The organism is Streptomyces sp. P9-A2, from assembly GCF_036634175.1.
GTDB lineage: Bacteria > Actinomycetota > Actinomycetes > Streptomycetales > Streptomycetaceae > Streptomyces > Streptomyces pratens.
Genome location: NZ_JAZIFX010000001.1, coordinates 7,820,610 through 7,838,162 on the forward strand (window position 1 = coordinate 7,820,610; position 17,553 = coordinate 7,838,162).

Annotated in this window: 13 protein-coding genes and 3 pseudogenes; 11 read left to right on the forward strand and 5 right to left on the reverse strand. The window is 69.9% G+C overall.

Translation table 11 applies throughout. From position 1 onward, the window contains the following. The first annotated feature begins 32 nt into the window (after positions 1–32). Positions 33–1,010, forward strand: a complete 978-nt coding sequence (locus tag V4Y04_RS35010; RefSeq protein ID WP_332432314.1) for a tyrosine-type recombinase/integrase — start codon at positions 33–35, stop codon at positions 1,008–1,010. A gap of 23 nt (positions 1,011–1,033) precedes the next feature. Here V4Y04_RS35010 and V4Y04_RS35015 read toward each other — a convergent pair whose 3' ends face one another. The 5 genes and pseudogenes from V4Y04_RS35015 to V4Y04_RS35035 all read right to left on the reverse strand — a co-directional run bounded on the left by V4Y04_RS35015 (position 1,034) and on the right by V4Y04_RS35035 (position 6,870). Further along, on the reverse strand, positions 1,034–1,768 hold the full coding sequence (locus V4Y04_RS35015; protein WP_332432315.1) for an NADPH-dependent F420 reductase: 735 nt from the start codon (positions 1,766–1,768) through the stop codon (positions 1,034–1,036). A gap of 97 nt (positions 1,769–1,865) precedes the next feature. Continuing rightward, complete coding sequence (locus V4Y04_RS35020; protein WP_332432316.1) at positions 1,866–2,459, reverse strand: TetR/AcrR family transcriptional regulator; 594 nt, start codon at positions 2,457–2,459, stop codon at positions 1,866–1,868. 261 nt (positions 2,460–2,720) lie between these two features. Continuing rightward, positions 2,721–5,778: pseudogene (locus V4Y04_RS35025) on the reverse strand (Tn3 family transposase). Between the two features lie 126 nt (positions 5,779–5,904). Further along, the gene (locus tag V4Y04_RS35030) at positions 5,905–6,315 is read right to left on the reverse strand and encodes a LamG-like jellyroll fold domain-containing protein (RefSeq protein ID WP_332433115.1); all 411 of its coding nucleotides are present in this window, start codon (positions 6,313–6,315) and stop codon (positions 5,905–5,907) included. A gap of 6 nt (positions 6,316–6,321) precedes the next feature. Continuing rightward, positions 6,322–6,870, reverse strand: coding sequence for a hypothetical protein (locus tag V4Y04_RS35035; protein WP_332432317.1), 549 nt, complete (start codon positions 6,868–6,870; stop codon positions 6,322–6,324). 269 nt (positions 6,871–7,139) lie between these two features. Here V4Y04_RS35035 and V4Y04_RS35040 point away from each other — a divergent pair, with 269 nt between their 5' ends. The 10 genes and pseudogenes from V4Y04_RS35040 to V4Y04_RS35085 all read left to right on the forward strand — a co-directional run bounded on the left by V4Y04_RS35040 (position 7,140) and on the right by V4Y04_RS35085 (position 17,553). Further along, positions 7,140–8,174: a LacI family DNA-binding transcriptional regulator gene (locus tag V4Y04_RS35040; RefSeq protein ID WP_055592959.1), complete on the forward strand. Its 1,035-nt coding sequence runs from the start codon at positions 7,140–7,142 to the stop codon at positions 8,172–8,174. A gap of 146 nt (positions 8,175–8,320) precedes the next feature. Continuing rightward, a complete protein-coding gene (locus V4Y04_RS35045) occupies positions 8,321–9,622 on the forward strand; it encodes an extracellular solute-binding protein (RefSeq protein ID WP_332432318.1) in 1,302 nt (433 codons plus the stop codon). A gap of 62 nt (positions 9,623–9,684) precedes the next feature. Beyond that, positions 9,685–10,620, forward strand: a complete 936-nt coding sequence (locus V4Y04_RS35050) for a carbohydrate ABC transporter permease (protein WP_332432319.1) — start codon at positions 9,685–9,687, stop codon at positions 10,618–10,620. A 1-nt stretch (position 10,621) separates the two neighbouring features. Continuing rightward, positions 10,622–11,494: a carbohydrate ABC transporter permease gene (locus V4Y04_RS35055; RefSeq protein WP_332432320.1), complete on the forward strand. Its 873-nt coding sequence runs from the start codon at positions 10,622–10,624 to the stop codon at positions 11,492–11,494. Between the two features lie 82 nt (positions 11,495–11,576). Next, the gene (locus V4Y04_RS35060; RefSeq protein WP_332432321.1) at positions 11,577–13,055 is read left to right on the forward strand and encodes a glycoside hydrolase family 32 protein; all 1,479 of its coding nucleotides are present in this window, start codon (positions 11,577–11,579) and stop codon (positions 13,053–13,055) included. Positions 13,056–13,257: 202 nt separating this feature from the next. Further along, positions 13,258–13,389 (forward strand): annotated as a pseudogene (locus V4Y04_RS35065) (carbohydrate kinase family protein); the annotation flags it as partial. Between the two features lie 122 nt (positions 13,390–13,511). Further along, the gene (locus tag V4Y04_RS35070) at positions 13,512–13,757 is read left to right on the forward strand and encodes a transposase (protein WP_332433116.1); all 246 of its coding nucleotides are present in this window, start codon (positions 13,512–13,514) and stop codon (positions 13,755–13,757) included. 23 nt (positions 13,758–13,780) lie between these two features. Further along, the gene (locus V4Y04_RS35075; RefSeq protein ID WP_332433117.1) at positions 13,781–14,671 is read left to right on the forward strand and encodes an IS3 family transposase; all 891 of its coding nucleotides are present in this window, start codon (positions 13,781–13,783) and stop codon (positions 14,669–14,671) included. A 30-nt stretch (positions 14,672–14,701) separates the two neighbouring features. Next, positions 14,702–15,133: pseudogene (locus V4Y04_RS35080) on the forward strand (IS6 family transposase); the annotation flags it as partial. A 269-nt stretch (positions 15,134–15,402) separates the two neighbouring features. Next, complete coding sequence (locus V4Y04_RS35085; RefSeq protein ID WP_332432322.1) at positions 15,403–17,553, forward strand: hypothetical protein; 2,151 nt, start codon at positions 15,403–15,405, stop codon at positions 17,551–17,553.

Below are 17,553 nucleotides of genomic sequence, written 5' to 3' on the forward strand. Positions count from 1 at the left end.
CGGCCCCGTTATCTGCGGCAAGGGAGCAAGCGGTGCCGACCGTCGTGCAATTGCCCGCCGGGAAGGCTCTGACTGTCCGCGCGGCGGCCGATGTCTTCCTCGACTCGCTCGACAACCCGAACACGGTCCGCAATTACGGGATCGGGGTGGGCAAGACCGCCGAGCGGCTCGGCGAGGGCCGGCCGCTGGCGTCCGTCGCGGACGACGAGGTCGGCGAGGCCCTGGAACTGCTGTGGGGCAGCTCCGCGGTGAACACCTGGAACGCCCGGCGTGCGTCGGTGCTCTCCTGGCTGGACTGGTGCGGTGAGCGCGGATACGACGGCCCGGCGGTCCCGGCCTGGGTGAAGCGGCTCACTCCGCCGGACTCCGAGGCCCCGGCCCGCTCGAAGATGGCGATCGACCGGCTGATCGCGCGGCGGGGGGTGCACCTGCGGGAGAAGACGCTGTGGCGGATGCTCTACGAGACCACCGCCCGCGCCGAGGAGATCCTGGGCGTCAACATCGAGGAGCTGGACCTCGCCGGGCGCCGGGCGCCGGTGAAGGCCAAGGGGACCCGTCCACGCACCCGTCGCCGCGGCGCCGCTCGCGAGGACTTCGTCCTGGAGACGGTCTACTGGGACGCGGGCACCGCCCGGCTGCTACTCCGTCTGCTCAAGGGACGTACGCGCGGACCGGTGTTCGTCACCCACCGCAAGCCAGGCCCGGGCAAGGTCCTCGCACCGCGCGACGTCTGCCCGGACACCGGGCTCGCCCGCCTCTCCTACGGACAGGCCCGGATGCTGCTGGACGCGTACACGGCCCTCGGCAGCGAGCCGGGCACCGGCTGGGATCTGCATGAGTGGCGGCACTCCGGCCTGACCCACCTCTGCGAGGGCGGGGCGAGCCTGCTCATGCTGATGGCGAAGTCCCGGCACAAGAGGGCGGAGAACGTACGGAGGTACTTCCACCCCTCTGCGGAGGCGATCGCGGAGGTCACCAGCATGCTCGCGCCGGGCGATCGGCGCCGCTGAGCGCGGGTTGGTTGCCGGGTGGGTCAGCGGTGGGCGGCGCGGTTCATCTCGACGACATCGTCCAGCGTGAAGTCGGCCGGGAGGGCGGCGAAGCGCTCTGGCACGCTGTCGCGGACGGCCGCGTCCTTGACGCGGTCGGCTGCGGCCAGGGCCGCCGGCAGTGCGTCGAGGGTCAGCTCGGTGCAGTAGGCGGGGCTGTTGGGCTGCTGACGCCACGAGTCGGCCAGCACGCCAGCGTCGTAGGGGTCGAAGCCGGTGTCGTCCACGAGCTGCATGGCCACGCGCCGCGCCTGCTCGGAGTCGGCGGCGACGGGGATGGCGATGCGGCCGGGGGTTCCGGCCGGAAGGCCCCGGGTGTGCTGGGTCTCGGCCAGGGCGGCGTTCCACGCCTTGACCACGGGCCGCCCCAGCTGCTCGGCGTTCCACACGCTCTCCACCTCGCCGTTGTCCACGGCCTCGATCTGCCCGCTGAGGTGCGGGTAGTAGTTCGAGGTGTCGATGACCACCGTCTCGTCGGGGACCGCAGCGAACAGGCCGGCCAGCTTCCCCGCCGCCCCGAAGGGGATGGCCAGGATGATGACGTCCCGGCCCTGGACGGCGTCGGTCAGCTCCGCCGCGCGGGCCCCGGACTCAAGCACCTCGGCCCGGATAGCCTCGGGGCCGCGGGCGCCGGCAACCTGGACGTCGTGACCGGCCGTGCTGAGCTTGACGGCGAGGTTCCCGCCGATGGCACCTGCGCCTATAACAGTAATTTTCATGATTTGTCCCTTAGAAGGTTGCGCTGCCCCCGTGGGGGCGGCGCGATGTGGTGACTGTGTGGCGGGCCGCCGGGCCGTGGCCGGGGCGTGTGGCGGTTTACGCCTCGGTGTCCCGCTCGCGGTAGCCGCTCGCGATGAGCGTGCGGAGGCGGTCGAGTGACTTCTCCTCGGTGCCGGTGCCCTTGATCCAGGCAACGGAACAGGCCGCGAGGAACAGGTCGTACCCCTGCACCGAGGCGCGCACGTGCCCCGCGCGCTGCGCGGCGCGCACGTACTGATCGGTGGCGGTGATGAGGATGTCGCAGGGAATCGTGAGGGGGTTGTCCGGATCCTGGGCCCGAGCCGCGGCCATGAGCGGGTCCGGCAGTCCGCTGAAGGCGCTGAGATACTCCTCCATCGCCCGCAGCCACCGCTCCAGCGCCTCGGCGGCGTCGCCGAGCTGCTCGATGCCAGCCCGGCGGGCCACGAACTCCTCGGAGCGCGCCTGCAGCACGGCCGCGAGCAACGCCTCCCGGGTGGGGAAGTGCCGGTACAGCGTGGCGGGCCCGACGCCCGCCTCCTTGGCCACCGCCTCCAGGGAGGTGCCGACCCCGTGCTGCAGGAAGTGACGCTGCGCCGTCTCCAGGAGGGCCGCGCGGTTGCGCTGGACATCGGCACGGGGCCTGCGTCCCTGCTGCCCGCTGGCGTTCATGCGTGCTCCGGTCTCCTGTGATCCTGCGGCCGCACCCAAAACGGATGCTGCCTCCGTACATGGGCGAGCGTAAACCGGAGGCAGCATCCGGTCAAACCGGTGTGCCTTCCGCGAGGCCTGACCGCAGGACGGGGTCACCCGCTCGCTGCGTCCGGCGGCCACCGTCATACCGGGTCTCTGCCTTGGCCGGCGCCAGCGGGTGCGAGGACGCACCAGCCCTGGGCAGGGAGCGGGCTAAGCAGTGTCCTTCGCTTCCGGGTGCTATTCCTCGTCAGTGGCGTCCGGCGAACGCAGCGGGCGCAGCCCCCCGGGCAGGTCGGGGGGCTGGAAGGAGTACCGGCCGAGCACGTTGACGTGCTGGCGGACGAACGGGGAAAGCCGGGCCACGTCCTCGTCACGGACATCGAACCCGTCCTCGCGCAGCTGCGTGACGGCGGCGTCCATGTAGCGGGTGTTGAAGAGGACCAGGGCATTGAGGACCAGCCCGAGAGCCCCGATCTGGTCCTCCATGCCGTCTTGGTAGCGCTGGTAGAGCTGCCCGGCGCGGCCGTGGAAGATCTTCCGGGCGAGTGCGTGGCGGCCTTCTTGGAGGTTGGCCTGCACCTTGATCTGGCGGCGGTAGCCGGGCTCGTCGGCCAGGCGCAGGATGTGCAGGGTCTTGGCGATCCGCCCGTAGTGGGCGATCGCGTCGCCGAGCGGGGTGGGGCGTCCGTCGCGCGAGAGCATCCGGATGACGTCGTAGGCGCGGACTGCTCCGGTGTGGATGGAGTCGATGATCCGCAGGATGTCCTCCCAGTGCCGCTCGATGCGGGCGAGGTCGATCCGGCCGCGGGCGGCGTCCTGGAAGGCGCCGTAGTCGGCCGAGCGGTCGACGCGCCACATCTTCTGGTCGGGCAGGTCGGCGAGCTGCGGGGCGTAGGCGAACCCGGCCAGGGTGAGCAGCCCGAAGACGATGTCGCTGTAGCTCGTGGTGTCGGTGACGATCATCTCCGGTCGGCGGCCGCCGTCGCGGTCGTAGAGGACGTCCAGCACGTACAGCGAGTCGCGCGGGGTGCCGGCCACGACCTTCCCGCCGAGCCCGGCGGCCTGGTCGTTGATCATGTTGAGCCAGGTCGCGCCGCCCCGGCGGCCGAAGTACTTCGGGTTCGGCCGCGCGTACACGCTGGGCACGGGCACGACGAACCGCATCCCGTCCACCGAGGCGACCAGACCTCCGCCCCACGCCTGCGCGAGGCCGATGGACGACTGGTGGCCGATGAGGGCGGCGTTCGCGGCCCGGTAGGTCGCCAGCCGCAGATACGTCTGGTCGACGTGGGAAAACCGCCCGTACTTCAGCGCGTCCGCGCCACCCAGGACCGGGGTGTAGCCGACGTTGCAGCCGTGGGCGACCAGCAGCGCGGCGATCGTGACGTGCAGGTCCTTCAGCCTCGCCTCGCCGCCGGTCACCGAGGTGAACGCCTGGTCGGCGCCGGTCCAGGAGAACACCTCCAGCAGCACCTCGGGCAGGTCCACCCGGGGCAGCATCGCGTTCACGGCCGCCCGTAACTCCAGCAGGGAGGCCGGTTCGGGCTCCGGCTCCAGGGCGGCGAAGTGCAGCCTGCCGTCGTCGTCGAAGACGATCTGCGCGTTGTCCGGGACCCGGGCGGCGACCTCGCGGTAGGTGCCGTCCAGCAGCGCGGCCCGCGCCGCCAGGTGCCCGCCCGCCTCGCCGGGCAGTTTGAGCGAGGCCAGCACGGTCGGCCGGGCCTGCTGCCACGCCTGCCCGGCCAGCAGCTTCGCCCGCGGATCGCCCCACTTGGAGGAGTTCCTCGCGAAGACCTGCTTGCTCCGCAGCATCCGGTGCAGCTGCTCCAGCACACAGAACGTGTACGCCTTCCAGTCCACCGTGCCCGGCTCCAGGTGCGGCGCCGCCAGGACCAGGCGCCGCCACGACCCGGTGAGCAGGCTGGCGTCGATCTCGGCCGGGCCGACCTTCTTGCGGCCCATCAGCTCCGGCAGCGACAGCAGCGCGTTCAGCACAGCCTCGCCCTCCGGGGTGGCGTCGAAGTCCACCACGGTGACCAGCAGCCGCAGGAACGGCCGCACCGTGCCGAACCGGTTCACCAGCATCGCCCGCCATGCCTCTTCGGCATCCGAGTCCAGCGTCGGGGCCAGCTCGAACAGCGCGGCGATCGCCGCGGCCAGCTCGTGCCGGGGCACTACCTGCTCGATCGCCGCCCACATCGCCTCCAGGCTTTCCACCTTCGGCAGGGGCGATCTCCCCGGTGTCGGTGTCGACCTGCTCCGAGGTCGTGTCGAACACAACCTGGAACGCGGTCGCCAGCTTCGCCGGCGCCCGCTCCACGCGCGGCAGGGTCTTCAGCTTCTCCTTCGCGCTCTCGCGCTCCGCCCTGGCCAGCAGCTTCGTCGCGATCAGCACCTCCAGCAGGTCCAGGGCATCATCCACCGCCCGGGAGGTGAGGTAGACGGTGGTGGCCAGCAGTGTCGCCAGCCTGCGGGAATCGGAGTGCCGGCGCAGCAGCGACGCCTTGCCGTCCACCCCGTACCGCGACAGCTCCGCCAGGCGCCGCGGCGGTATCCCCGACACGTCCAGGGCGCCCATCCCGAGCGTGGCGATCTCCTCCGCCCGCTCAAGGGCCCGCTTCATCTGCGGGCCCGAGACGCGGACCGGCCCGCGCCGCAGCCGGTCCAGCTCCGAGACCCGCTCGCCCGGCGGCACGGTCAGCAGGGAGTCCAGCACCGCCCGCTGCCCGGTGTTCAACATCCCGTACAGGGTGTCCCACAGCCGCTGGTTCGCGGCCTCCCGCACCGAGCCCACCAGCCGGGCCAGGCGGCTCACCCCCGGCAGCAGCACCCGGCCCTCGCGCAGCCAGCCCGCCGCCGCGTCGAACAACGCCTTCGGCCCGTCCCCCGTCGTCCACGCCCGCGCGTCCAGCCAGGCCGCCAGCTCCTCGCGGACCTCGGCGAAGTCCCGCCAACCCCCGGCCTCCTGAATCTCCCCGGCGTGCGTACGCGCCGTGCCGTCCCGCTCGTCGTACAGCTTCAGGCACGAGGCGTCCCCGATCTCCAACTGCCCGGCCAGGTACTCGGCCACCTCCGCCGGCACCTGCCGCGGGTCCGGCATGAACCGGCCCAGGAACCGCACGCTCGTCAGCTGGACCGCATACCCGAGCCGGTTGTGCGCACGCCGCTTGGCCTGCACCGCCTCCCGGTCCGCGTCGTCCAGGAAGAAGTACCGCTCCAGCTCCGCCCGCGAGGGCACCTCATGGAACGACCCGTACCGGGCCGCTTGCTCATCCGTCAGGAACTCGACCGCCACAACAGCTCTCCGAAGATCGACAACAACGACCCACGAAGGCTCCGACGCTCAATCACTCCAGGTCAAAGCACCAAACAGCCCAGCGAACCCTTAGCGCACGATCTGACACGGATGTTCCTCAGCCCCCTACTTGCCCTTGAAGTGCACCGGCGAGTGCGGCTCGTTCATCCAGTGCCAGGGCGGCAGCATGTGGAACTGGGGACGGTGCCGGTCACCATCGAAACGGGCCCGGTCGTGGGTCAGGTCCGGACGAGGCACACGGTGGCCGGGCAGCGCGGCGATTTTTGCGGCGTGCCCCTTGCGTGCCGTCGCCTCGTCCAGGGCGCCCGGGCGGATGACGAGGCTGTCCATCAGGCCCATGTACATGTTGGCGTGGAACTCGCCGTTGAGCAGCGTGGGGCGGTTGTGCCTCCCGATGAGGACAGGCTCGCTGGAGGCCGGTACGGGGGCCTGGTCGGGGGTGGCGGCGGTTCCGATCAGCAGGCCGTCGCGGTAGAGGCGCAGTTGGTGGGCGGCCGGGTCGTAGGTGGCGGCGATGTGGGTTCATCTGTTCTTGGCGGCCGGCTGGTCCGGGGCTCCCTTGACCTCGACCAGGTCGCTGCCGAAGCCGAGCTGGAAGACGATCTGCCCGAAGCGGCGCAGGCCCGGCAGGAATCCGGTTCTTGCGTCCGGGTCGTGCTGGTTGACCAGGTCCTGGGGCTTGCCGTCGATGCCGTGCTCGTAGGCGTAGGGGGCGATCCAGACGTCGATGGTCATGCCGCCGGTGACGTCGAGCTTGCCGGGGCCCTCGGCGGTGACGACGGTGGAGTAGCCGTCGAAGTACAGTGCTCGGCCGAGCACGCCGCGGCGACGTACGGGATCGCTGCCGGGCTTGTAACGGGCGTCGTTGAAGACGTAGTCGACGGGGTCCGTGGAGCCGGAGACCGCCTCGCGGGTGACTGCGCCGGTGTGCTCTTCGAAGTCCCAATGCGCGGTGGGGCTTCGAAGGGTGGTGTGTCCATGGGCGGCGGCGGGAGCAGGGGCGAACGAGAGGGGCACGACGGCGCCGCCGACGGCGGCGGACACGACCCTGAGGGCTGTTCTTCTCCTCATACTGGCTCCTGGGATATGAGACAGACGTCAACCTGACGGACTGTCAATTCGATTTAGGTGATGGGTCGGCATGGTTCGTGCGTCGCCGCCGCTAAAGCAGGAGCTAACGCATACGGATTTCGACTTCGCACCCTCTAAAACTGGCGATAACGTCAGATAAGGTCACCGTTACGCAGGTGAGATGTCCGGGGTGTTGACAGTGAATGACGGGTGAAGCACTCTCATCACACCTTGCTAATACGATTTAGCCGAACGGGGCTGATTCTCTGATGTCCGAACGCCGCGTGACCATGGCCGACGTTGCCCGCAAGGCGGGCGTCTCGCCGACGACCGCGTCGTTCGCCCTGTCCGGCCGGACTGACATGCGCATCTCCGACGCCTCTCGCGAACGCGTGCTGGAGGCCGCCCGGGAGCTGGGCTACCGCCCGAACGTCACGGCGCGCAGCCTGCGGACGAAGTCCACCCAGACGATCGGGTTCGTTTCGGACCGGATCACCACGACACCGTTCGCGGGCGATGTGATCCGCGGCGCCATGGAGGCCGCCCGGGAGCGGGACCACCTGCTGTTCATCACCGAGGCGGGCGGCGACCGCGCCGCCGAGTCGTCGTTGGTCCACGCGCTGCTGGACCGCCAGGTCGACGCGGTGATCTACGCGTCCATGTTCACCCGGTACGTGACCCCGCCCAAGGAGCTGTTCGGGCGCCGGGTGGTTCTGCTGAACTGCCTGGCTCCCGGCTTCGATGCACCCTCCGTCGTCCCGGACGAGTTCGAGGCCGGACGGGACGCCGCCCGGGCGCTGCTCGCCGCCGGCCAGAGTGAGGGCATCTGGGCGATTGGCGGCCACCAGGCCGTTCCGGCCACACCCGAGGGAATCATCGCCGGTAACGAGCGCATGCGCGGCCTGGAGGGAGTCCTTCGGGAGGGCGGGGCACGCCTGGAAGGCGTCGTCGAGTGCGACTGGGACACGCTTGACGGCTACCGAGAGGTGTCCGCCCTGCTGGCGGCGGGGCACAGACCCCGCGCGCTGGTGTGTCTGGCCGATCGGGTGTCCTTCGGCGCCTACCAGGCGCTTGGTGAGGCAGGTCTGTCGGTGCCCGGCGATGTGTCGGTCATCTCGTTCGACGATCAGGACATCGCGTCCGTGCTGCGTCCGGCGCTCACCACGCTACGGCTGCCGCACTACCAACTCGGGCACCTCGCGATGGAGTTGATCCTCCGCACGGGTCCGCTTGAAGCAGTCGTGCACCGCGTGCCCATGCCGCTTCAAAGCCGTGCCTCCATCGCCGCTCCCACCAGCGGCTGACACCGCCACCGAAGACAGCCGTCCCGCCGCCCGCACCGATGAAGACGGATGCGGGTGACGGGACGACCACCAAGAACAGCGACCGTCGCAACCGGTCGCCGAGGGCGGGTCCTGCAAGACCCGTCTCAGTGAGATGGAGGAACCTCATGCTGTTCAGAACAAGACGCCTCGCTGCTGCGAGTGTAGCCGTCACAGCGGCGACCGCGCTGGTCGCCGGATGCGCCTCCGGGAGCGGAAGCACGTCCGGTGCCAGCGGCGACACGTTGACCCTGTGGACGCACAACGCCGGCAACTCGGTGGAACTCGACGTCGTCAAGAAGATCATCAAGGACTTCAACGGCTCCCAGGACAAGTACAAGGTCAAGCTGCAGGCGTTTCCGCAGAGCGACTACAACAACTCGGTCGTAGCGGCAGCCTCCGCCCGCAAGCTGCCCTGCCTGCTCGACGTGGACGGCCCGAACGTGGCGAACTGGGCATGGGGCGGCTACCTGTCCCCGATCGACGTCTCCGGCAGTGAAGTGCCCGTGTCCGACCAGCTGGCCAGCACCGTCGGAGACTACAAGGACAAGCTCTACGCGTTCGGCTTCTACGATGTCTCTCTGGCCTTCTTCGCCCGCAAGTCCGTATTGGGCGAGCACGGCATCCGTGTTCCCACCATGGACAAGCCCTGGACGAAGGATGAGTTCGACGCGGGGCTCGCCAAGCTGAAGAAGAGCGGCAAGTTCGAGTACCCGCTGGAGATGGGCACCGGCGGCACCGGCGAGTGGTGGTCGTACGGCTACTCCCCGCAGCTGCAGAGCTTCGGCGGGGACCTGATCGACCGTGACGACTACAAGACGGCCTCGGGCACCCTCGACGGCAAGAACGCCGTGGAGTGGGCCTCCTGGTTCCACTCGCTGGTGGCCAATGGCTACATGGCGAAGAAGTCCGGAGCCGACCCGAACAAGGACTTCCTGGCCGGCAAGAGCGCGATCCAGTGGGACGGCAGCTGGAACGCGGCCAAGAACGCCGAGAAGCTCGGCGACGACCTGGCGATCATTCCACCGGTGGACTTCGGTAACGGGCCCAAGATCGGCGGCGCCTCCTGGCAGTGGGCGATGAGCTCCACGTGCTCCAACAAGGCCGGTGCGCAGGAGTGGCTGAAGTTCTCCCGCCAGACCAAGTACTTCGTCGACTACGCCAAGGCCACCAGCACCATCCCGGCCACCGACGCCGCCGCGCAGCAGATCGCGGACTATCAGCCGGGCGGCAAGTTCGACGTGCTCGTCCAGTTCGCGCGTGAGTACGCGACGGTGCGCCCCGCCACCCCGGCCTACCCCTACATCTCCACCGAGTTCGAGAAGGCGGCCAAGGACATCCTGGCCGGCGCCGACCCGAAGAACGCTCTCGGCCAGGCCGCGAAGGACATCGACAGCAACCTGAAGACGAACAACTACTACTCCAACTGACCCGTCCGGTCCGGTTCGGGCGCGACCCGCCGTCCGAACCGGACCGATCCTCTGGAGATACCGTGCCCACCACGATCGCAGCCCGGGAGCGGCTGCGTCCGGTCCGGCGAACCCGAACGACCAACGCCCGTCGCCGTGAGAGCTTCACCGCCTTCGGCATGGCCACCCCGGCCGTCGTGCTACTAATCGTCTTCCTCGTTGTACCGGTCGCTCTGGCCTTCACCCTGGCGTTCACCGACGCGAAGCTCGTCTCGCCCACCCCAGCCCGCTTCGTGGGCCTGAGGAACTTCACCCTGCTCTTCCAGGACCCGACCTTCTACAAGTCCCTGCGCAACACGGCCTACTTCGCTGCCGTCGTCGTCCCGCTCCAGGCCGGACTCGCCCTGGTGCTGGCCTTGCTGGTCAACGCCAAGGCACGTGGTATCAACTTCTTCCGTACCGTGTACTTCCTGCCGGTTGTCACCTCGATGGTCGTGGTGTCCCTCCTGTGGACCTTCCTCTACCGGAAGGACGGTCTGGTCAACCACGTCATCTCCACGCTCACCCTCGGCCATGTCGAGGGCCCGGACTGGCTGGGCGACCCGGCCACCGCTATGCCCGCCATCATTCTGATGTCGGTGTGGCAGGGCGTCGGCTTCCACATGATCATCTGGCTGGCCGGGCTGCAGACCATCCCCGCCGAACTGTACGAGGCCGCAGATCTCGACGGAGCCACCCGCTGGCACCGCTTCCGCCACGTCACCTGGCCGGGACTGCGCGCCACCCGTACGTTCGTGCTCGTCACCATCACGATCGCGGCGCTCAGCCTCTTCACCCAGATCAGGGTGATGACGCAGGGCGGACCTCTCGACTCCACCACCACCGTCGTCTACCAGGCGGTGCACACCGGCTACGACCAGCAGCAGACCGCTTACGCGGCGGCCATCTCGCTTATCTTCTTCGTGCTCGTACTGAGCGTGTCCCTCGTCCAGCGCTTCCTGACTCGGGAGAAGGACTGACATGACCTCCTTCCTCAAGCACCTCGGCGGTCACGCCGGCCGCGTCGTTCTGGCCCTGGTCTTCGCGCTCCCGCTCGTCTTCATGTTCGTGTCGTCGCTCAAGCCGGACGACCAGATCTTCGGTGACCTGGACTCCCTGCGCGCCTTCTTGCCGGTCGGCGCCCTGTCGCTGGACCACTACACGGCTGTGTTCGAGCGTGTCCCGGCGGCACGGTTCCTGCTGAACTCCGTGCTGATCTCTTCGATCACCGTGGTGCTCGGCATCGTCGTCAACAGCATGGCCGCCTTCGCCCTGTCACGGATGCAGTGGCCCGGCCGGAAGCTCGTCCTGACCGCGGTCATCGCCACCCTCATCGTGCCGTTCGAGACCTTCGCACTGCCGCTGGTGTGGTGGGTCAACCAACTGCCGCTGCTGCGCGTCAACGGCTTCCACCTGGAGTGGAGCACCGGCTGGATGGATACCTACCAGGTGCAGATCCTGCCGTTCGTCGCCAACGCCTTCTCGGTCTTCTTCTTTCACCAGTACTTCCAGAGCATCCCGAAGGAGCTGGACGAGGCAGCCATCGTGGACGGCGCCGGCTGGTTCACCATCTACCGCCGCATCGTCATGCCGCTGTCCGGACCGGCCATCGCCACCGTGGCCATCCTCACCTTCCTGCCGGCCTGGAACTCCTACCTGTGGCCGCTGATGGTCGTGCAGAGCGAGGAACTGCGGCCGGTGATGGTGGGCATCTCCTACTTCTTCCAGCTGAACGTGGGATGGGGCCAGATCATGGCGTACTCCTCCATGATCACCGTGCCGATCCTGGCTCTCTTCGTGGCGTTCCAGCGTTCCTTCGTCAACAGCATCGCCTCCACCGGCGTCAAGGGCTGACCCCGCACAGCGCCACCACGCCGTTCACCCTCCTCGTCCTCATGACTCCCGTGTGCTTCGCGCACCCTGAGAAAGGCCCTGTGTGTCCACGTCGCCTGCCGACCCCCACCTCCCGGCCATACATCTGCGACCGTCCCGCAACTGGATCAACGACCCCAATGGGCTGGTCTTCCACGACGGCCACTACCACGTGTTCTTCCAGTACAACCCGCACGGCCCGCAGCACTCGAACGTGCACTGGGGCCACTTCCGCAGCCCCGACCTGATCAACTGGGAGCCCCTCCCCGTAGCCCTCACCCCCACACCCGGCGGCTATGACGCCGACGGCTGCTACTCGGGCAACGCAGTCTCCGTCGACGACCGCATGGTGGCCTTCTACTCCGCCCACCGCAACGACCGCTGGTGGCAGCCGATCACGACCGCCGAGTCGTACGACAACGGCCACACATGGGCCAAACGTCCGGAACTGCTCATCGCTGAGCCGCCTGCCGGCACCACCATGTACCGGGACCCCTACGTCTGGCGGCAGGACGAGCGCTGGCGGATGCTGGTCGGCTCCGCCCTCGACGACGGCCGCGCCGCAGCGCTGCTGTACGAGTCCGACGACCTGGAAAACTGGGCGTACCTCGGCCCCTTCCACACCAGCGACGCCGCGCCCTGCACCGGCCCGATCGGCTGGGAATGCCCCCAGTACGCGACGTTCGGCGACCGGAGCATCCTGATCGTCAGCGACTGGACCCCGCAGAACGGCCCCAGCCACACCACCGTCCACACCGGCCATGAAAAGAACGGCCGCTTCACGCCAGCCGCCTCCCCCGTACCGCTGGACCACGGCCCCGACATCTACGCTCCCGCCCTGCTGAAGGCCCCCGGGGAAGACCGGTGGCTGTTGTGGGGCTGGGCCTGGGAGGCCCGCGACGACGGCTGGGCGCACGAAGCGGGCTGGGCAGGCGTTCTCACGCTTCCCCGCGAGGTGAGCCTCACCGCTGACGGCACGGTTGTCCAACGCCCCGCCCGCGAACTGCTGGCGCTGCGCGGCGCGCGTGTACTGCACCGCACCGGCCACGTCACGCGTCCCGAGCCGGCCGAACTCGGTCAGGTCAGCCGCACCTTCGACCTCACCGCCGCCCTGATCCCCGACCCCACCGGTACGAGCGGGCTGCGCCTGGTCACCTCGGCGGACGGCTCCGAGTACCTCGACATCAGCCTCGACCCCGCGGCGGGGCACCTCATCGTCGACCGCGGCCACGCGTCACTGGACGCGCGTGCGCGGGGAGGCTCGTACACCGCCCCGTGTCCGGCGGCGACCCGCCCGGGCACCCCCGTCGAACTGCGCATGATCGTGGACCGTTCGATAGCAGAGGTCTATCTGGCCGACGAGCAGGTCCTCACCTTGAGGTTCTATCCGCTCGCCGACGGGCCGTGGCGGCTGCAGGCCCGTACGACAGGCGCCGGACGCAGCGACTTCGCCGTCGAAGCATGGAACCTGGCCCCGGGCGGTGTCCATCAGGAGACGGTTCTGGCAGGCCAGGGGCGGGACGCTGAACTCACACGACCCTGACGAGCCGGATGGGTACGTCTTGTTCCGTAGCTCGTCCACCTGAAAGACAAATCCGCCTGCACGCGTTCAGGTCACGCAGCCTGCAACGCATGCGGTCGGTTACGTCCCTCGCGGCACGTCGCGTGCACCCGGCGCGCGCCTCGGCTGCGTCCGTAGCGCGGGGCGACAGCCCCGCGCCCATCCTGAAAGGCAGACAGTCACCATGGCCCGATCCGGGTCCACCGGCAGCATCACCGTGCTCGGCGAGTGCGTCGCCGACCTTTTCGAAGACCCCGCCCAGTCCGGGCCCGACGGGCTGTCGTTGCGTGCCCTGCCCGGTGGCGGCCCCGCCAACTGAAGCTCCCCCTTTGACCTGGACGGCCTGATACTGGGACGGAAGGTCCCGGAGGAAGCAGTCACAGGTAGTGAGCAAGAAGAGCAATACGAGCAAGCGGTACACGGCGGATTTCAAGCGGGATGCCGGCGCTGTCGTCGGACAAGACGGTCACCGAGGTCGCCCGGGACCTGGGGGTGAGTCCGGAGGGTCTGCGTGGCTGGGTGAAGCAGGCCAAGGCCGATCGGGGCGAGGGGCCTGCCGGGGCTCTGACCAGCGCCGAGCGGGAAGAACTCGCCCAGCTGCGGCGCAAGGTCCGCGAGCTGGAGAAGACGGTCGACATCCTGGGAAAAGCGACCGCCTTCTTCGCGCAGGACAAGATGAGGTAGACACCGCCGCGCGGTGCCGATTCATCGACGCGGAGAAGGCATCGGACGACAATCTTGCAGGTCACAGCGTGGCGCTGCTGTGCCGTGCCCTGGGAGTGCCACGCTCTGCCTACTACGCGCACCGGGCGGCCGCGCCGGCGCGCCGGGCCGCACGGCGCGAGGAGGAACGCCTGGTGGACGAGATCCGGGTGCTCCACGCCGGATCGCGCGGCGCCTACGGGGCCCCGCGGATCCACGCCGCCCTGCGGCGGGCCGGGCGGGCGGTGAACGGTAAGAAGGTCGAGCGGCTGATGCGCAAGCACCGGATCGTCGGGATCACCCGCCGCCGGCGGCGGGGCCTGACCCGGCAGGCGAAGCGGGCGGTGTTCGCCGCCGACCTGATCGGCCGGGACTTCACCGCACCCCGCCCCGGGATGCGGCTGGTCGGTGACATGACCGAACTCGTCACACTTGAGGGGAAGTTGTATCTGGCGACCTGTATCGATCTTGCGACGCGGGAGGTGATCGGCTGGGCGATGGCCGACCACCACCGCGCCGCGCTGCCGGTCGCCGCCCTGCGGATGGCGGCCGGCCGCGGTGGCCCGGAGGACGGCTGCATCATGCACACCGACCGCGGCAGCGAATACACGAGTGACGAATTCCGCACCGAAATGCGCACGTTGCGCATGAGGCAGTCGATGGGACGTGTCGGCTCTTGTTACGATAACGCTGCTGCGGAAAGCTGGTTCGCCGTCCTCAAAGCGGAGATCGGAACCACCGTCCGGGAGACCCGCGAGGCCGCCCGGGCCGACGTCTTCCGCTACATCGAGATCGAGTACAACCGCAGCCGACTCCGCAGGCACCCCGAGTACGGGTACGTCACCCCGCTCGAAACGAGAACCTTGCTCAGGCAGGACCTCACCCCCGCAGCGTAAACACCCGCTGTCCAGGACCCGGGGGGAACTTCAGTGGATGCCGACGGCACCGTCCTGGACATCCTCGTGCAGAACCGGCGGGACACCGCTGCGGCCAGGCGGTTCTTCCGCAGGCTGCTGAAGACGACCCGCACGGTGCCGCGGGTGATGGTCACCGACAGGCTCCGCTCCTACGGCGCGGCCCACCGCGAGGTGACGCCCTCCGTGGAACACCGTTCGCACAAGGGCCTGAACAACCGGGCCGAGAACTCCCACCAGCCCACCCGGCAACGCGAACGCGCCATGAAGGGCTTCCGTAGCGTCGGCGGAGCCCAGCAATTTCTGTCCGCGTTCAGCGGCATCTCACCCCGCTTCCGGCCCTGCCGCCACCTGATGAGCGCGCACGGTTACCGAGCCGAGATGGCCATCCGCTTCGCGATCTGGGACCAGATCACCGGCGCCGACCGGCCCACCACGGCCTGAACACAGGACCGGACCGCAAGCCCACCACGCCCCCGGCACACCGTCAGACACCGACCCACCCAACAACCTGACAGCGCCCTCCCGACGAGAACTCGTCGCCACCACGCGAATCCCGCCCCGCCCCTGCCGGTTCCGGGCTCCGACCCGCCTCGCCGCCGCTCCGCCCGGTGTGCCGGGGAGCGGGCCGCACAGACGTATCACTCGCTCGATCGGGCTAACTCCGGGCCCGGAAGGATCACCGGGGCCGCCCGCACTCATACGCTCCACGAGTGACTCGTACGAACGCCTTGAACACCGGCCGCGACGACTTCCTCAGCTGGGCGACGGGGGAGAGAGGCGTCGCCCTGCCGGTGCGCCTCACGGACGCTGTGCTGACGATGCTCGCGCTGCGCGGAGCGGACCGCAGGGCGGGCGTGCCGGAGCCGACCCCCGGCCTGCTGCGGCAGGTGCTGCACGAGGACCTGCCGCAGTTGCTGTGCGCCGGTGACGACGAGCTGGACGCCCTGCCCGGCGTCCTCGGCACCCTCGCCGACCGGGTCCGGGCAGCGGGCCGGCTCAACGCCAAGCGTCACGCGCGCCTGCTCGCCGCCGTCGAGGACGCCGTGCCCGGCTTCCGCCGCGCCATGGCGGACCCGGCGAATCTGACCTGGCACCGCTGGTACGCGTCGCTGCTGACCGCCGACGGTGTCGACCCGGACGACCCCGCCGCCGTGGGGGCCTGGCTCGACGCCCACGAGAACACACCGCACGCCGACCGGCCGGCTCTGCCCGAGCCGCTGCACCGTTCCGACCTCGCGGAACGGACGTTCGCCGTGCGGATCCATCTCGGCGAGGCGCTGCTCGCCGCGTTCGCCCGCGACACCCGCGAGGCATCACCGGCGGGCCCGCTGCTGCCCACACCGCCGCTGGACGACCGACGCCCCGACGACGCGCTCGGCAGTGAACTGGAGCGCATCGCCGATGTGTTGACCGACCAGTGGACCGCGGCGGGGCTTACGGAGGCGTTCGCCGCCCGGCACGCCGCACTCGCCCCCGCCCCGGAGACGATGCCGCACGTCGCGCTCGCCGACCGCATGCTCGACGAACACCTCGACTACTACGGCGACTCGTCCGTCCCGCTGCCGCCCCCGCCGGCCGTCCCGTCGCCCGACGAGATCCGGGACCTGCTGCACGCCGCCCCGCTTCTCGCGGCGCTCGCGGCCGGGACCTTCGACGACGAGCTGCGCGACGTCGCGGAACGCTGCGGCCTGCCCGGCCCCGCCACCGCCGTGTGGGCCGACGGCACCCCGCAGGAGCTGCTCGAGCTGGCCGCCGACGTCCTGGCCGCCCAGGCCGAACGGCTGCCGCTGGTCACCGGCCCGCAGGAGGCGTACTCGTTCGACGCAGCGCACCTCCTCTACTCGCTGTACGAACGCGGCAGCACCCCCGACTCGGTCGCCCGCAAGATCGCCGACGCGAAGTCCGACGACCTGCCGCCCGAACTGGAGGACGCTCCGACGCCCGTGTCGCGCAACGCCCCCGACGCCTACGAGCTCCCGTCGCCCGAGGAACTGTCCCAACTCCTCGGGATGCCCTCCGTCACGGACGCCGACCGCGCCGAACTCGACGCCCCCGCACACGGCCTGGCCTCACTCGTGGACCAACTGGCCTCCACCGGCTGCGTCTTCCGTACCGGCGACACCTACGGGCTCACCCCGCTCGGCGCCGCCGTCATGCGCCACGTGCTCACCGCAGGCCATGTGGCCGCCCCCGACCAGGAAACCGTGGCGGAGTGGAACGCGGCCGAGACCGTGGCCGCCACCCGCCACTGGCCCACCCGGATCGCCGCCGCCACGCTTGCCGCGTGGGCCGCGCACCGCGGTGGCACGGACGAGGCATGGGGCGAACTGCTCGGCGCCGTCTCCGCGGCCAAGGCCGACGAGGCCGATGCCGCCCGCACGTCCGAGTACTTCGCCCGCCTCGATGTCGCCGCGATCCCCGACACGGCACTGCGCGCCGCGCTCACCGACCCGGTGACCGGGGCCGCCGCCCGCGGGCTGCTGCTGGCCCGGGGAGAGTCCGTCCCCGAGGACACGGTCCCCCTCACCGCCCGCGCCACGGTGCTCGTCGAGGAGCTGGACCAGCGCTGGATCGACGACATGCTCGGCCATGTGAAGCGCCGGTACGACGCGGACGAGACGGGCACCCCGGCCGCGGCCGACATCCCGCCGACGACTCTGCTCCCCGCCTTCGACACGGCGGCCGCCGCCTGGCCCGGCGGCGCTGCAGCCCTCGCCGGCGCCCTGGTCGAGGCGGACCCGGGCACGTCGCTGCGCATCCTGGACACCCTGCACGCCCACCACCCGGACCGCACGGTGGCAGACGCGGCGGCCCACGCGAAGAAGACGGCGCAGCGGGCATCGTCCGGGCGCCGCCGCTGA

Bases quoted from the DNA above. Each gene is read 5' to 3' on its own strand.
- V4Y04_RS35035 (WP_332432317.1), bottom strand. From the start codon at position 6,870: ATGAGGAGAAGAACAGCCCTCAGGGTCGTGTCCGCCGCCGTCGGCGGC.
- V4Y04_RS35040 (WP_055592959.1), top strand. From the start codon at position 7,140: ATGTCCGAACGCCGCGTGACCATGGCCGACGTTGCCCGCAAGGCGGGC.
- V4Y04_RS35045 (WP_332432318.1), top strand. From the start codon at position 8,321: ATGCTGTTCAGAACAAGACGCCTCGCTGCTGCGAGTGTAGCCGTCACA.
- V4Y04_RS35055 (WP_332432320.1), top strand. From the start codon at position 10,622: ATGACCTCCTTCCTCAAGCACCTCGGCGGTCACGCCGGCCGCGTCGTT.
- V4Y04_RS35070 (WP_332433116.1), top strand. From the start codon at position 13,512: ATGCCGGCGCTGTCGTCGGACAAGACGGTCACCGAGGTCGCCCGGGAC.
- V4Y04_RS35020 (WP_332432316.1), bottom strand. From the start codon at position 2,459: ATGAACGCCAGCGGGCAGCAGGGACGCAGGCCCCGTGCCGATGTCCAG.
- V4Y04_RS35015 (WP_332432315.1), bottom strand. From the start codon at position 1,768: ATGAAAATTACTGTTATAGGCGCAGGTGCCATCGGCGGGAACCTCGCC.